This window comes from Adhaeribacter radiodurans (assembly GCF_014075995.1).
Classification (GTDB): domain Bacteria; phylum Bacteroidota; class Bacteroidia; order Cytophagales; family Hymenobacteraceae; genus Adhaeribacter; species Adhaeribacter radiodurans.
The window spans coordinates 3,674,578-3,690,660 of sequence record NZ_CP055153.1; the positions used below are offsets into that span (position 1 = coordinate 3,674,578).

The following is a 16,083-nucleotide window of genomic DNA, read 5'->3' on the forward strand; positions in this document are numbered from 1 at the left end:
CTAAAATCTAAATATTCAGGCATATACCAGCCGTTGCAAGATTAACTTGTTCTGACTGGTTAAAGAAACAAAAAGGTAGTTTTAATCTGTTTACAAGATTAGAACTACCTTTTTGGCGTTTTAATAAGTGAGCAATAAAAGTAAATCCGTTGATTGGCATTTTGCTACTTGTTTAGATTTACTTTACTCCTTAGTTTTAAGGAAATACAAGAGCCTGGGTTTAGTTTACTCCGGGCAAAACTTACGTATAAACTTTCCAGAAAGGGTTAATAAAAAATGCTAAGTAACCGTGGAATATAAAGATTATTACAAAATTCTGGAGGTAGATAAAAAAGCCTCGAAAGAAGAAATAAAAAAGCAGTACAAAAAACTGGCGCGCAAGTACCACCCCGATGTGAACCCCGGGAACAAAGAGGCCGAAGAAAAATTTAAAGCCATCAACGAAGCCCACGAGGTATTGTCGGATGAGGATAAACGGCAAAAATACGATACCCTCGGAGCCGATTGGCAACGCTATCAGCAAACGGGTGGCCGCACCGGTGGTTTTGATTGGGCGCAATACGCACAAGGCGCAAACGCGGGCGGAGGCCGTTATACTTACCAAACCGAAGACGAAGGCAGCGATTTCTCCGATTTTTTCAGTTCTATTTTTGGTGAAAGAAGAGGTAGTGGGCGTCGGGGCAGCATGCGCTCCAAGGGGCAAGATTATTCTGCGGAACTAACCGTGTTTATGGAAGAAGCGTTTCACGGGGTAAAAAAAACCTTTACGCTGCATGATAAAAGCTTGCGGATTAACATAAAACCCGGCGTAGAAGATGGTCAGGTAATCCGGTTAAAAGGCAACGGCGGGCCCGGTCGCAACGGCAGCGAACCCGGTGATTTATACATTACTTTACGCGTTCCTCCGGATCCTCGTTTTACCCGGCAAGGCAACGATATTTACCTGGACGCTCAGGTGCCCGTTTACCGGGCAGCGCTGGGAGGTGATTTTTTTGTGGACACGCTGGATGGGCAGTTAAAACTTAAAATTAAACCCGAAACCAAAAATGGCACCTTGCTGCGCTTAAAAGGCAAAGGGTTTCCGGTTTATAACCAGCCGGACCAATCCGGTGATTTGTACGTAAAAGTGGTACTGCAATTACCCGAAGCGCTCACGGACAAAGAAAAAGAATTGTTTCAACAGCTCGCCCAGTTGCGTAACGACAAATAACACTGCGTATTTACTGATTTTTAATTTTTTATTAACCTTCAGATTTAAAAGTAGTACCTGGTTATTAGTAAATAATTAAAATTATGAACTACATCGCCATTGAAGAATTTTGCCGGCATTACGGCGTAGAATTACGCCTGATTCAGGAATTTGCCGACTTTGGTTTGGTGCGGTTACAAACCAGCGAAGCAGGCCCCACCGTAGCGGCATCAGAAGTAAAGCAACTGGAGCGTATGTTACGGCTGGCCCTGGATCTGGATTTGAACCCGGAAGGTATTGATGTAATTTTAAACATGCGCCAGGAAATGCAACGCCTGCGTCGTAAAACTCAAAAACTGGAAAATCGCCTGCGCCAACTGGAACAAGAACGTTACTGGAATTTAATCCAAGGTCCGCAAAGCCGGGGGCACATTGTTGATTTAGGGGAATAAAGCTACTTAACAGCTTTACCGGGGCATTTGCTTTTATTTACCTGCCAGCAAACCTGGTTTCTTAGCTAATAATTAGAGCGGTTTTATCTACTGCAAGATAGAAAAGTTGCTGTTTTTTTTCTTAAAACACAATCTTTATCTGGAGTAAAGCAACCCGACTACAGTTCTTACTCCGGCTTGCCTTCACGGATCAGCTATATTATTTACCAACGCCAGATTCAGATACAACCCGGATGTTATTTACATTTCTACACCCAGGGCGTATTCCTGCAAATAAGCATACCGCTCCGTCAGTTTTCCGTTTTGCGCTATGGTAGCCCGGGCCAGAATACCTTCCGGATCATTGTTTACTAAATGCGGAAAAACTTCGTCGATAAGTTGGCGGCCAAAATCGCGGGAAGCGCTACGGGGTAACTCGCAAGGCAAATTATCCACGGCCATTACGGTAATATTTTCCGGGCGACTAAATGCCGGGTCCAGTTGTTGGGTAAATGGATTGTAATCGTACACCGGATCCGGAATACTGCTCGCCCGTTTGGTACAGGGTAAAGAACCATCTACATCGCAAGTAACATCGGCAATGGTAGTAATTTTAAAATCTGGCCGTTGCATGTCTTCTGAGGTAAATAACTTAGGAGCAGCGGGATTCCAGTAAGCGCCCGCCATTAACACATCGGTAACCGGAATAAATTTTTCAAAAGTAGATTCGTATTCGTGCGGGTTCCGGTAAAAATCTGCGTTATCCCACACGCGGCCATCGCGGCGGCGGTTATAATCCGAGGAATGTAATTGCGCATAAACTGGTTCGGTAAAAGAATGATACAAGTAATCGTACACGCTCACCTTCCGGATGCCCATTTTATCGAGCACTTCCATAATGCCCTGCGCTACCCTTCCGCCCCCCGTAACCGCAATTTTAATCGGCGGCAAGGCTTTTACCTTAAAGTATTCTTCTTCCATATCCTCAATATCCAAACACTGGTGCGCCGGATGCAAGTCAAATAATTTAGATTTTTTGCCGTAGGTCATGATGCCGTTGTAAGCGCCCACAATACCAGCGTAACGTCCAAAAGCAACAGTGCGCTCGCCTTTAATATTGGTAAGCGTTTCGTAATCAATCAGGGTTATGTTCTTTTCCAGAATGGCTTGCAACAAGGGCTGATTATGGGGTTGTTTTTTAATAGTATGCGAAAAGAAAAAGTACGTTTTATTAAATAATAAATCCGGAATAGGTACTTCTTTCACCCCCATTAAAACGTCGCATTCCGATAAATCTTCCTGCACCCGAATATTTAAATCGCGGTATTCCTGGTCGGAGTAGCTCCGGATGGCGCTGGGCTGTACTATAATCTCCAGTTCCGGAAATACAGAAACGGCTTCCTGGCATTTTAAGGGCGTTAAGGGTACGCGTTTATCGGGCGGAATTTTTCCTTCGCGGATAATTCCTACAACTAGTTTTTTCATTTTGGGCGAATAGGCTTGTGTTTTCTAAAATACGAAATATTCTGCATTCTATTTCTTTGGTCTCTCAGGTTGGCAGCTCGCGGAAATAAGCTAATGGAATGTAGCTTAGTTGCCGGAATAAGAGTATTTTTGCGGCACCATAATAACCGAACTTTTTAAGCAAAAGAAGTCGTTTAAAAAGTAGCATCTGATTACTTCTAAAAAACAGCTATGTTGATAAAAACCAAGCCCGCCGATATTTTTAAGGAACGTCACAATGGTCCGGTAAAGCAATCCATACAGGATATGTTACAAACCATTGAGGTAAATTCCTTGGATCAGCTGATTGATGAAACCGTTCCGGCGGCAATCCGCTTGAAAAAACCTTTAAATATACCTAGTGCATTAACCGAACGTGATTTTTTAAAAAAATTCGGAACCATCGCTAAAAGAAACAAAGTATTTCGTTCGTACATTGGTTTAGGTTACCACGATACGGTACTGCCGCCGGTTATTCAGCGCAATATTTTTGAAAATCCGGGTTGGTACACCGCCTATACTCCCTACCAGGCCGAAATTGCCCAGGGTCGCTTAGAAGCCCTGATCAATTACCAGACCATGGTGATGGACTTAACGGCTATGGAAATTGCCAATGCTTCGTTGCTCGACGAAGCCACGGCCGCTGCCGAAGCCATGAACATGTTTTATGGTTTACGGAAGGGCACCCGCAAAAATGCAACCCGGTTCTTTGTGTCGGATCAGGTATTGCCGCAAACTCTTGATGTGTTAAAAACCCGCGCTACTCCTTTGGGTTGGGAATTAGTTATTGGCGACCACCGCACCCTAGACTTAAACGACAACACCTTATTTGGCGCTTTAGTGCAATACCCAGCTGCTGATGGCGAACTGTTTGACTATTCTGAATTTATCTCTAACGCGCACCAGCAGGATATTTTAGTAGCTGTAGCCGCCGATTTATTAAGTTTAACCTTATTAACACCTCCCGGCGAAATGGGAGCCGATGCCGTAGTAGGCAACAGCCAGCGTTTTGGCGTACCCATGGGTTATGGTGGACCTCATGCCGGTTTCCTGGCTACCCGCGATGCTTACAAACGCTCTTTACCGGGCCGCATTATCGGCCAATCGGTAGATGTACACGGCAATAAAGCGTACCGGATGGCTTTGCAAACCCGCGAGCAACATATTCGCCGCGAGAAAGCTACTTCTAATATTTGTACAGCTCAGGTTTTATTAGCGGTAATAGCGGGGATGTATGCCGTGTACCACGGGCCACGCCGCTTAAAATACATTGCCCTGAACATTCATTTACTAACCCAACTGCTGGAACAAGGCTTAACGGAACTTGGCTTAGAGCAAGTAAATGAAAACTACTTTGATACTTTAAAAATTAAAGTTGAAAGCGCCGAATTAAAAACTGCCATTCGTCGGGAAGCCGAAGCGGCCGAAATAAACTTCCGGTATTTTGCCGACAATTTTATTGGTATTTCCTTAAACGAAAACACTGATTTAAACGATTTAAAAGATATTCTGGCAGTATTTACCAAGGTAATGAATCAACAAACTTCGGTAAATAACCTGACTGAGTTGCCCCACGAAACAGATATAACCTGGCCGGAAAACTTGGTACGTACCAGCCCTTTCCTGCAGCACGATATATTTAACCAGCACCACTCGGAACTGGAAATTTTGCGCTACATGAAATACTTGGAAAACAAAGATATTTCTTTAGTGCACAGCATGATTCCGCTGGGTTCTTGTACCATGAAATTAAATTCTACCGCCGAAATGTTGCCGGTAACCTGGCCGGAGATTGGCGGCTTGCACCCGTTTGTTCCCGCAGAACAGGCAGAAGGTTACAAACAAATATTTACCGACCTGGAAAGCTGGCTTTGTGAAATTACCGGTTTTGCGGGCATATCATTACAACCTAACTCGGGCGCTCAGGGCGAATACGCGGGTTTAATGGTAATCCGGGCCTACCATGAGGCACAAGGCCACCATCATCGTAATGTATCTCTCATTCCGTCTTCGGCGCACGGCACTAATCCGGCTTCCGCGGTAATGGCCGGTATGAAAGTAGTAATCGTAAAATGCGACGACCGGGGTAATATTGACGTAGCTGATCTGCGCGTCAAAGCCGAACAGCACCGGGATGATCTTTCTTGTTTAATGGTTACCTACCCTTCTACCCACGGCGTGTACGAAGAAAGTATTATTGAGATCTGTAATATTATTCATGAAAACGGGGGCCGCGTGTACATGGATGGCGCCAACATGAATGCCCAGGTAGGGTTAACCAGTCCGGCTACTATCGGCGCCGATGTGTGCCATTTAAACCTGCATAAAACTTTCTGTATTCCGCACGGGGGCGGCGGTCCGGGTGTTGGCCCAATTGGCGTGGTAGCCGATTTAGTGCCTTATTTACCGGGGCACGCGGTGGTAAAAACCGGTGGCGAGCAAGCCATCTCGGCAATATCGGCCGCTCCCTGGGGTTCGGCTAGTATTTTACCTATTTCTTACGCTTACATTGCCATGATGGGCGGCGAAGGATTAACCGAAGCTACCAAAATGGCTATTTTAAATGCCAATTACATTAAAGCCCGGCTGCAGGAACATTACCCGGTTTTATACACCGGCACTAATGGCCGTTGCGCCCACGAAATGATTCTGGATTGCCGGTCGTTTAAAAAAGTGGGTATTGAAGTGGAAGATATTGCCAAGCGATTAATGGATTACTGTTTTCATGCGCCTACAGTATCGTTTCCGGTAGCGGGTACTTTAATGGTAGAGCCTACCGAAAGCGAATCGAAAGAAGAAATTGACCGTTTCTGCGACGCCATGATTTCGATCCGGGCTGAGATCCGGGAAGTAGAAGAAGGTACCGCCGATCAGAAAAACAATGTTTTGAAAAACGCACCGCATTCCATGGCAATAGGTTTATCCGACAATTGGACTTACCCATACAGCCGCGAAAAAGCAGTATTTCCTTATGCGTTTGCCCGCACCCACAAAGTTTGGCCAACCGTAAGCCGCATCGATTCAGCGTACGGCGACCGGAATTTAATTTGCTCCTGCACTCCGCTGGAGGCCTATGCGCAACCGGAAGTTGCTCAAACGGCTACTGGCATTGACTAAATTTTAAAAAATTAAAAAAATCCCGCGAGGTAAACCGCGGGATTTATATTTATAACAGGCAATTCCTGTCAGGTTTCTGCCATACTGACAAATCTTCATTTTAGTATATTTAATCTGAGTAAGAAAGGCAAAACGTTTTCAACTAAATTTTATTATAAAACAGCTTAAACCGAATAATTTCTTGTAAAACACACAAGATAAAGAGGTAAATACCGTTTAAGTTTAAGCAAGGTTAATACTTAAAAAAATTACATAAATTGGTATTAAAATTGCCATGTTTATATCACCAACAATTAAAAATTATATAATTAAAGATGAAATTAGTTAAGTATATAAGCTTTATCATGTTACTTAGTTTGGTTTCGGCTTGTGCTCCTTACGTGAACGTAAGCACCGACTACGACCACTCCATTAATTTTCAAGAGTACAAATCATTTAATTGGTACACTAATAAAGCAGGTATAAAACGGGATTCTTTGCAATACGACACATTCTTTGATAAGCGCATGCAAAACGCCATTAAAGCTAATTTATCGCAACGCGGCATGGAATACTCTGACAGACCGGAGTTTTACGTGAACTATAATGTTAGTTTTGCTAACCAAACCACCGCCAATGCTGGTCCTTTCTATCCTTACGGCTACTATGGTGGCTACAGCCGGTTTAATAACTCCAGCCAGTATAAAGAAGGTACCATTATCGTGGATTTAATTGATGCGCGTAACAACCAATTATTATGGCGGGGTGTAGGCGAATCTGAAGTACGGAGCCGGAACATTCCGGAAGACAAAGTAATTGAGATTGTTAACAGCATTTTAAGCAAATTTCCACCAAAAAGATAAAGGTTAAGCTGTTTATCTAATGTAAAAGCCCGGTTTTATCCGGGCTTTTTTGTTTCATTTTTTAACGATAAAATTTATCCTAATTTCTGACGTAGCTCATAGGTAGTTAGAAGTTTTTTCACTAATCGTTCTGATTCACCAAAATTTAAAGTTTGGGCACCGTCGGAAGCAGCTTCTTCTGGCTTTTCGTGAATTTCATAAATAATGCCATCTGCCCCGGCCATTACGGCCGCTAAGGCCATTGGTTCAATATAATCCCGGATACCAATTCCGTGAGAAGGATCTACGATTACGGGTAGGTGGGTTTTATCTTTTAAAATTGGAACGGCGTTTAAATCCAAAGTATTACGGCTAGCGGTTTCGTAGGTGCGAATACCCCGTTCGCACAAAATTAGTTTTTCGTTACCGCCCGAGAACACATACTCCGCCGAATAGAGTAATTCATCAATCGTACCCGAAATACCCCGCTTAATTAATACGGGTTTATCTACTTTCCCCAGCTCATCCAGTAAATTGAAATTTTGCGTATTGCGGGCACCTACCTGAAAAATATCGGTAAAATCGTACATAGGGGCAATCTGCGACACCTGCATTACTTCGGTTATTATTTTTATACCGTGTTCCCGGCATTTAGCATAAAACATTTTCAAGCCTTCAATCCCTAATCCCCGAAAAGAATATGGCGAACTGCGAGGCTTGAAAACACCGCCACGCATTACCCGTACGTTATTGGCTACTAAATGCGCAATCGTTTTTTCTACTTGTTGTTCGGTTTCAATGGAACAAGGGCCAGCCATTAAAGTAAAATTACCTTGCTTTATCTCTACCCCATCCCCTAAATCAACTACCGATGGGTTTACCTTCCATTTCCGGGAAACCAGTTTATAATCGTCCGAAACAATGTGCAAGTCTTTGATACCCTGCATGTGGCCCAGGCTCCGGATATCGAATTCAGCTTTGCCAATCCCAATCAGGTAATCGCCGCGTTGCGTTTTTACCGGAGTGACTTTGTATTTAAAGCTTTTTATCTTTTCGATTATCGCCTTTCTTTCTGTATCAGCAATTTCGTTTTGTAGTTGGATGATCATGTTATTTAGTCGATAGTCCATAGTCCACGGTCGACAGATTATAAACTATAGACTATGCGGGTTTTTTAGATGAAAGATGTATTCTTAGTATTTTAAATTTTTCTCATATTAGAGAAAGCTGAAGAACTAAAATTGGTGACGTAATAAGTAAAATCTATTCGAAAGATTTATAACCGTCTTTCAGAAGGAACCTATTTAGCTACTTAGTTAAACAGGTCCCTTCTGAAGCACGGTATTTATACGTTCATTGCTCCAAGGTGAAGCTTTCATTACTCTACTGTGGACTGTCGACTATGGACCATCGACTAAAACCTAACTAAATATCTCTTCACCGGATTTTATTAAGTGAATAAAGTCGCGGATGTTTTCCTGTAAGCCGGTAGGTTGCTGAATAACTTTAATAAAGGCACTTCCTATAATGGCTCCTTCGGCGTATCGGCAGGCCAGGTCAAAAGATTTTTTATCAGAAATTCCAAAGCCAATTAGCTTAGGATTTTTTAAATTCATTTGCTTGATGCGCTCAAAATAAGCTAATTGATTTTGGGTTCCGGCAACGGTATTCCCGGTAGTGCTGGCCGTTGAAACCATGTAAATAAAAGAATTGGTGAGCTCATCTATTTTGCGGATACGGGCTTCAGACGTTTGTGGGGTAATCAGGAAAATAGCACTTAAATTATACTTCCCGAAAATAGCCTGGTATTCTTCTTCGTATTCTACTAAAGGCATATCCGGAATTATCAAACCATCTACCCCTACTCTGGCAGCTTCTCGGCAAAAATTCTCGAATCCGTATTGTAGCACTGGGTTTAAGTAACCCATTAATATAATTGGCAAAGTAACAGTATCGCGTACATCGTTTAACTGCTCAAACAGCTTCTTAATGGACATGCCGTTACGCAAAGCCACAGTATTACTTTGCTGAATGGTAGGACCATCAGCCAGCGGATCTGAATACGGCATACCAATTTCAACTAAATCAGCGCCGGCATCTTGCAAGGTTTTCAAAATAGTAGTAGTAGATCCTAACTCTGGGAAGCCAGCCGTAAAGTAAACGTTTAAATTAGGGGTACTGTGTCCTTTAAAAAGTTGGGCTATTTTATTTTCCATCTTGCTCGTCGAGGTAATTAATTATGGTTTGCAAATCTTTGTCGCCACGACCCGAGAGGTTTAACACTACAATATCATCGGGTTTTGGCTGCATGTAATGCAAGGCAGCAATGGCGTGCGCCGATTCAATGGCTGGAATAATACCTTCCAGACGGCTGCAAAGTACCACACCTTGCATGGCTTCTTCGTCGGTGATTGCGTAGAATTTGGCACGGCCACTATCATACAAATGGGCGTGCATCGGCCCAATACCTGGATAATCTAACCCCGCCGATATAGAATGTGGTTCCACAATCTGACCGTCTTCGGTTTGCATTAACAAGGTTTTACTGCCATGAATAATACCCAAAGAACCCAAAACCGATGTAGCTGCTGATAATCCGGAATTTACGCCGTGACCTGCCGCCTCAACCGCCACTAAATTTACGGCTGGTTCATTTAAATAATGGTAAAAAGCACCCGCCGCATTACTACCGCCGCCCACGCAAGCCACCACATAAGTAGGAAACTCGGTACCTTCTTTAAAAAGTAATTGTTGGCGTACTTCGGCGCTGATTACCGCCTGAAAACGCGCTACCATATCGGGGTACGGGTGCGGACCTACTACCGAACCAATAATATAATGCGTGTCCTCAGGGTTACTAATCCAGTCGCGAATGGCTTCATTGGTAGCATCTTTTAATGTTTGGCTGCCCGAAGTTACCGGTACCACCTTGGCGCCTAGTAATTTCATGCGGGCTACATTTGGCTTCTGGCGTTCGGTATCTATCTGGCCCATGTACACAATACACTCCAGACCGGCCAAGGCACAAACCGTAGCCGTGGCTACCCCGTGCTGACCTGCACCGGTTTCGGCAATTATACGCTTTTTGCCCAAGCGTTTAGCCAACAAAATTTGACCGACCGTATTGTTAATTTTATGCGCGCCAGTGTGGGCTAAATCTTCGCGCTTCAGGTAAATTTTAGTATTAAATTTTTCGGAAAGCCGCTTAGCAAAGTATAAAGGGGTGGGCCGCCCAACGTAATCACGCAACAGCTCATCTAGTTCTTCCTGAAAACTGGGTTCGTAGATAATATCCAGGTATTTCTGGCGAAGTTCTTCTACGTTGGGATACAACATTTCCGGAATGTAAGCCCCACCGAACTTACCATAATACCCACGTTCATCAACAGAATAGTTCATATATTTTTAGTTACAAATTACAGGTTACAAGTTGCAGGTTTGAAATCAAGTTAAAGGTTAAAAGGTTTTAAAATTGGAAAGTTGATCTTGGTTCTTTGATAATAGTTTTAAAATAAAACCTGTTTTCTGGTCATTCAGAAAGAACCTATTTGGCTACGAAGCGCAATACTTCATCCTTACAAATTGCTTAACTTACTTTATTCCTTCCATCATTCCTTTATTACAAACCAACAATATTCTTTAAAGCAAATTCTATTTATTCTCGAAATGCGGTAAGCATTTGCTTTACTTTCGAGATATCTTTTAAGCCGGGTTCTAGTTCAAACCGGCTGTTTATATCTATGCCCCGTAGCAGGGGCCATCGACCTGCTTTAATTGCTGGCGCATGATCTAAATCAAGGCCGCCACTCAGAAAAAAAGGAGTTTGGAAACAGTAATTGTTCAACACTTCCCAGTTAAACGTCTGGCCGTTGCCACCGTACTGGGGGCCTTTGGTATCGAATAAATAATAATTGCAGGTGCCTTCGTAAGCTTCTAAAACTGTAAAATCAAAATCATCGCTTAAAGCAAAAGCTTTTAAAACCAGAAGCCCGGATTGACGCACTTTTGCGCATAAGGTAGGAGTTTCATTGCCGTGTAACTGTACTGCCTGCAATTCAAATTTTTCGGCAGTAGCTAAAATAGTAGTCAACAATTCGTTTACAAATACACCCACTTTCTGCACCGTTGCAGGTAATTGTTTCAGGGCTTTTGCTTGCAGTTTCTCTCCGGCAAAACGGGAGGATTTGGAGTAGAATATAAAGCCGATTAAATCTGGTTGAAGCGTTACTAATTCATTTATATTTTCCGGTTCCCGCATTCCACATACTTTTACCTGTAAAGCGTTGGACGGACTTGTTAGGGAAGTGGAAAAATGCGGAACAGTCATCATTAATAAGCTATTAAGCAAAAATTGGTTTATCGGTTTTTAATGTTTCAATAAACGAGGCCAGAGCTTTTTCTGGCCGGCTGGTTTTCATAAATGCTTCGCCCATTAAGAAACCACGGTAGCCGTAAGTACGCAAATCCAAAATAGTTTCGGCTTTACTAATACCACTTTCCGAAACTTTTACGAATTTATCCGGAATAAGGGCGGCCAGTTCTTTAGAAGTGTTAATGCTAACCGAAAAGTCTTTTAAGTTACGATTATTTACACCAATGGCATCTACCTGGTCCGTTAGAGTTCTTTCTAATTCTTCGCGGTCGTGTACTTCTAACAAAATTTCTAAGCCCAGAGATTTAGCAAAAGCCGCTAGTTTATTTACTTCGTCGGCTTGTAAAATACCGGCAATTAATAAAATTACGTCGGCTCCAATGGATTTCGCTTCAATGATCTGGTATTCGTCAATAATAAAATCTTTCCGCAGAATGGGACAAAAATTAAATTTCCGGGCAATTTTTAAATCATCGTTTTTACCGCCAAAAAACTGGGCATCGGTAAGCACAGATAAGGCCGAAGCGCCCGCCTGCATGTAACCAATAGTAGTACGCTCTACTGAAGCATGCGCATTTATAATGCCCAAGGAAGGAGATTTTCGCTTGAACTCGGCAATAATTCCATGTAAATCCTGGCGCAATAAATACTTCCTAAACGACACTGGTTGCGTTTCGAAGTAAATAGTTTGCTCCAGTAATTTTACCGGATATAATGCCTTCCGTTCGGCTACTTCCTGCCGCTTGAAAGCAGTAATTTGTTCGAGTATGTTCATGTTGTAGTCGATAGTCCATGGTCCATAGTCCACGGTTTATTTTTTTAGGCTATTTAGCTTCCCTCCTAAGCTAAGCAGGAGCAGGAATTTCTAATTTTTTGAATTAACGTAGTTCCTAATGCTCCCCTACCCTCTCACATGGGCTTTTCTACAGCTTTGCTAAGATATTATTATGATTTTTAATTTAAATTTAAAGTTAACATCTAATATTCTTTGTCTAATATCTAGTAGTATCTACCGTCTAATATCTAACTAATCTATCAGCAATTTAAATGATGCCAGGGCTTTACCAGAATCCAATGATTCACGGGCAACGGCTACGGCTTCGTCTATGGAAAAGTTTTTGTTCATTAAGTACAAACCCATAGCAGCATTCGCCACTACGGCATTGGTTTGCGCTGCTGTACCTCGACCTTCCAAAACATCTACAAAAATTTTTGCCGATTCTTCTACCGTTGTGCCGCCTGCTAATTCTTCTTGTTTAACTTCGGTGAAGCCGATTTTCTGGGGGGAGAGAATTTGTTCGCCATTTTCGGTAACTACTTTAAACGGACCTGTGAGCGAAATTTCGTCATAGCCGTCTAAGGCGTGCACCACCATAAAATGCTTATCCGTCTGCTGGTACAAATAAGCGTACAAGCGTAGTAACTCCAGGTTAAAAACTCCTACCATCTGGTAATGTGGTATAGCCGGGTTTACCATAGGCCCTAACATGTTAAAGAACGTTTTTAAACCCAATTGCTTCCGGATAGGCCCAACGTGGCTCATGGCCGGGTGAAAAGCGGGAGCGTGCAAAAAGCAAATATTTGCTTCGTCGAGTTTCCGGCGCAGGTAATCGCTGTCGCTGGTAAACTGGTAACCAAAATGAGCCATTATGTTAGACGACCCACAAACGGATGATACCCCAAAATTGCCGTGTTTAGCAACTTTATACCCCGCCCCCGCTACCACAAACGAAGCCAGCGTAGAAATATTAAAGGTATCTTTGCCATCGCCGCCGGTGCCGCACATATCAATTACCTCGTGCGTACCTAAATTAGGCTTAATACAAAGCTCCAGTAGGGCATCCCGAAAACCTTCCAGCTCGTTTACGGTAATATTTCGCATCAGGAAAACGGTTAAAAACGCCGCCATTTCTGACTGGTTAAATTTTCCCTGGCCTAAATCTACTAAAACTTTGTAAGCAGCTTCTTTTGTGAGAGCTTTCTGCTCAAAAAGTTGTAATAATATCTCTTTCATATCCAGCTTTTCTTTGGCGTGATGGATCCTTTTAACCAGCTACGCATCATACTTTCGCCGTGCTCCGTTAAAATAGATTCCGGGTGAAACTGAACCCCTTTTACGTTATGAACCCGGTGCCGTAATGCCATAATCTGCCCATCCACATCTACAGCCGTAACTTCCAACTCTTTCGGCATTGTGGTTGGTACTACTACCCAGGAATGATACCGGCACACTTTAAATTCGGTGGGCAACCCCCGGAACATGGTTTCGTTTTTAGAAGTAATTTTAACGGAGGTAGCTACGCCGTGCATGGGCTCAGGTAAGTTATATAAACTGGCTCCAAATACTTCGCCAATGGCTTGGTGCCCTAAACAAACCCCCATAATCTTTTTAGTAGAAGCGTATTGTTTAATCACATCCATCATAATACCGGCTTCGGAAGGGACCCCTGGCCCCGGCGACAACAGAATACTATCGTACTCTTCAACATCTGCCACGCTTATTTTGTCGTTCCGGTACACGTCCAGGTTCATGCCATAGCCTAGCTTTTTCACTAGCTGTACCAGGTTGTAAGTGAATGAATCGTAATTATCTAAAACTAGTATTTTCATGATGTGGGTTGCGCGTTGCAGGTTACAAGTTGCAGGTTAAAAATTTTAATAATTAAATATTCTTAGTTTCTAGATTTTTTAAATATTTGATAAAAGCTGCCAATTACTGCGATAATTGAATAAGTTCATCGTATTTGTTTAGGTAATAAGCATCATCTAACGTTTTCAATTCTTTTAGAACATACAGCTGATTTCTTAGTTCCCCAGCTGACCCTTTCGCGTATTTTAGAAATCTAATAAATTCTGCATTGTTGTTAGAAATAGACATGGCCGCTCGTTGCATTTGGTCCCGGGTACCATAATCCGGTTTTATATTTCCTGTAGCATACAGCTTATAAACATCAATAGCAATGACAGTAACTTTTTGGTAAATTTCTAAATCCTCAAACCTTTCTACTCGCGCCATCTCAGAATCCTAAATTTAGAATTAACTTTTAACCTGAAACCTGCAACTTGTAAACTGCAACTAAATCCCCGCCGCTTTTTCCATGGCGGAGCGGAGTGCGGCCAGTTTGTGGTGTACTTCGTTAAGTTCGGATTCCGGGTTGGATTTGGCTACTACGCCGGCGCCGGCCTGGTAATGGAGACGGTTGCGGGTGCTCAAAAAAGACCGGATCATAATGGCGTGATTGAAATCGCCGTTAAAACCAATGTACCCAATGCAACCACCATAATATCCGCGGCGGGTGGGTTCCAATTCGTCAATAATGGTCATGGCGCGGTACTTGGGCGCACCAGATAAAGTACCCGCTGGGAAAGTATCGGCTACCATTAACATAGGAGCTACTTCTTTGGAGCGTTGGCTGGTTACTTTAGATACCAGATGGATAACGTGGGAATAATACTGTACTTCTTTAAAAACTTCTACCGCTACCTGGTCGCCGTGCCGGCCTAAATCGTTGCGGGCCAAATCTACCAGCATTACGTGCTCCGAATTTTCTTTCGGGTCGTCGTAGAGTTTACGCGCTAGTTCGGCATCAGAGTTATCGTTTCCTGTTCGGCGGAAAGTGCCGGCAATGGGGTAAATAGAAGCTTTGTTGCCCTTTAAAGTAATTTGAGCTTCCGGCGAAGAACCGAAAATTTTAAAATTGCCGTAATCGAAATAAAATAAATACGGCGACGGATTAATAGAACGTAAGGCCCGGTATACATTAAATTCATCGCCCTTAAAACCTTTCGAAAATTTCCGGGATAATACAATTTGAAAAACGTTGCCTAGTTTGCAATGTCGTTGCCCTTCTACTAAAACTTTCAGGAAATGGTCGTCGGTAAAGTTAGACGTTTCGTCGGGATCGGGGGTAAAAGTAAAAGCCGGAATATTTTTATTTTTAATTAAAGCTTCTAACTGTTCCAGACCTGGCCCGGTAGTATTTTCGTCGATGCTATGCTCGAAAATATACAGCTCGTTTTTAAACGGATCAACTACCACAATAAACCGGTATAACCGGTACAGAATTTCAGGTAATTCCGGGTAAGCGGTTTCTTTGGGTCTAAACTCAATGTCTTCGTAATAGGTTACGGCATCGTAGGTCATGTACCCGAACAAACCATTAGTAATAAAATTAAACGGGTTGCTCCGGATGAAAAAAGAATTAATAAATTCCTGCAAATGCTTAACGGCATCGCGCCGATCTTCCAGAGGAAATTGTTGTTCGGTACCATCCGGAAAGTATTGGCTGATTACCTGGTCTTTTAATTCAAAACCACCAATGGGATCGCAACAAATGTAAGAATAGCTGTTCTCGTTACCGTGGTAGTCCGAACTTTCGAGCATGATGCAGTTCGGGTACTTATCGCGTAGTTGTAAATAAATTCCAACGGGAGTAACCGTATCGGCAAGGAGTTGTTTATGCGTACTATACAGCTTATATTTATTCATTTTACTATTTTCGTTTTTCTCTGACAATTATTATGGATTTTGGTAAGGGCTAAAAACTTAGTAAGTGTAACCTGTTGTAAAGTTTACTTAGCCTTGCCAGTAATAATTTGTCCGGAAGAAGAAATAAAGTCTCATTGATTTATTAATTGTTTAGAATAAAG

14 protein-coding genes are annotated in these 16,083 nt (G+C 42.7%); 4 read left to right on the forward strand and 10 right to left on the reverse strand.

Annotation, left to right across the window (positions count from 1 at the left end; all coding sequences use genetic code 11):
* Positions 1-289 precede the first annotated feature (289 nt).
* Positions 290-1,210, forward strand: coding sequence for a DnaJ C-terminal domain-containing protein (locus tag HUW48_RS14870; RefSeq protein ID WP_182411696.1), 921 nt, complete (start codon positions 290-292; stop codon positions 1,208-1,210).
* An 83-nt stretch (positions 1,211-1,293) separates the two neighbouring features.
* Positions 1,294-1,641: a chaperone modulator CbpM gene (locus tag HUW48_RS14875; protein WP_182411697.1), complete on the forward strand. Its 348-nt coding sequence runs from the start codon at positions 1,294-1,296 to the stop codon at positions 1,639-1,641.
* Positions 1,642-1,881: 240 nt separating this feature from the next.
* Here HUW48_RS14875 and HUW48_RS14880 read toward each other — a convergent pair whose 3' ends face one another.
* Positions 1,882-3,105 (reverse strand): NAD(P)-dependent oxidoreductase, encoded by a 1,224-nt coding sequence (locus tag HUW48_RS14880; protein ID WP_182411698.1) that lies wholly within the window; start codon positions 3,103-3,105, stop codon positions 1,882-1,884.
* 210 nt (positions 3,106-3,315) lie between these two features.
* On the opposite strand from HUW48_RS14880, the gene gcvP reads away from it, so the two are divergent.
* Together gcvP and HUW48_RS14890 are read left to right on the forward strand one after the other, a co-directional pair.
* Entirely contained in the window at positions 3,316-6,240 is a 2,925-nt protein-coding gene (gene gcvP / locus HUW48_RS14885) for an aminomethyl-transferring glycine dehydrogenase (protein WP_182411699.1), read from the forward strand.
* Between the two features lie 314 nt (positions 6,241-6,554).
* Positions 6,555-7,082 (forward strand): DUF4136 domain-containing protein, encoded by a 528-nt coding sequence (locus HUW48_RS14890; RefSeq protein ID WP_182411700.1) that lies wholly within the window; start codon positions 6,555-6,557, stop codon positions 7,080-7,082.
* A gap of 74 nt (positions 7,083-7,156) precedes the next feature.
* Here HUW48_RS14890 and aroF read toward each other — a convergent pair whose 3' ends face one another.
* The 9 genes from aroF to HUW48_RS14935 all read right to left on the reverse strand — a co-directional run bounded on the left by aroF (position 7,157) and on the right by HUW48_RS14935 (position 15,922).
* On the reverse strand, positions 7,157-8,170 hold the full coding sequence (aroF, locus tag HUW48_RS14895; RefSeq protein WP_182416393.1) for a 3-deoxy-7-phosphoheptulonate synthase: 1,014 nt from the start codon (positions 8,168-8,170) through the stop codon (positions 7,157-7,159).
* A 312-nt stretch (positions 8,171-8,482) separates the two neighbouring features.
* Positions 8,483-9,277: a tryptophan synthase subunit alpha gene (gene trpA / locus HUW48_RS14900; RefSeq protein ID WP_182411701.1), complete on the reverse strand. Its 795-nt coding sequence runs from the start codon at positions 9,275-9,277 to the stop codon at positions 8,483-8,485.
* Complete coding sequence (gene trpB, locus HUW48_RS14905; protein WP_182411702.1) at positions 9,267-10,460, reverse strand: tryptophan synthase subunit beta; 1,194 nt, start codon at positions 10,458-10,460, stop codon at positions 9,267-9,269. Before trpB ends, trpA begins: the two co-directional genes overlap by 11 nt.
* Before the next feature lie 256 nt (positions 10,461-10,716).
* A complete protein-coding gene (locus HUW48_RS14910; RefSeq protein WP_182411703.1) occupies positions 10,717-11,391 on the reverse strand; it encodes a phosphoribosylanthranilate isomerase in 675 nt (224 codons plus the stop codon).
* A gap of 10 nt (positions 11,392-11,401) precedes the next feature.
* The gene (gene trpC, locus HUW48_RS14915) at positions 11,402-12,208 is read right to left on the reverse strand and encodes an indole-3-glycerol phosphate synthase TrpC (protein ID WP_182416394.1); all 807 of its coding nucleotides are present in this window, start codon (positions 12,206-12,208) and stop codon (positions 11,402-11,404) included.
* A gap of 252 nt (positions 12,209-12,460) precedes the next feature.
* Positions 12,461-13,447: an anthranilate phosphoribosyltransferase gene (gene trpD / locus HUW48_RS14920; RefSeq protein ID WP_182411704.1), complete on the reverse strand. Its 987-nt coding sequence runs from the start codon at positions 13,445-13,447 to the stop codon at positions 12,461-12,463.
* A complete protein-coding gene (locus HUW48_RS14925; protein ID WP_182411705.1) occupies positions 13,444-14,043 on the reverse strand; it encodes an anthranilate synthase component II in 600 nt (199 codons plus the stop codon). The genes trpD and HUW48_RS14925 overlap by 4 nt, the downstream gene beginning before the upstream one ends.
* Before the next feature lie 103 nt (positions 14,044-14,146).
* On the reverse strand, positions 14,147-14,449 hold the full coding sequence (locus HUW48_RS14930; protein WP_182411706.1) for a four helix bundle protein: 303 nt from the start codon (positions 14,447-14,449) through the stop codon (positions 14,147-14,149).
* 60 nt (positions 14,450-14,509) lie between these two features.
* Positions 14,510-15,922: an anthranilate synthase component I family protein gene (locus HUW48_RS14935; protein ID WP_182411707.1), complete on the reverse strand. Its 1,413-nt coding sequence runs from the start codon at positions 15,920-15,922 to the stop codon at positions 14,510-14,512.
* Between the last annotated feature and the right edge of the window lie 161 nt (positions 15,923-16,083).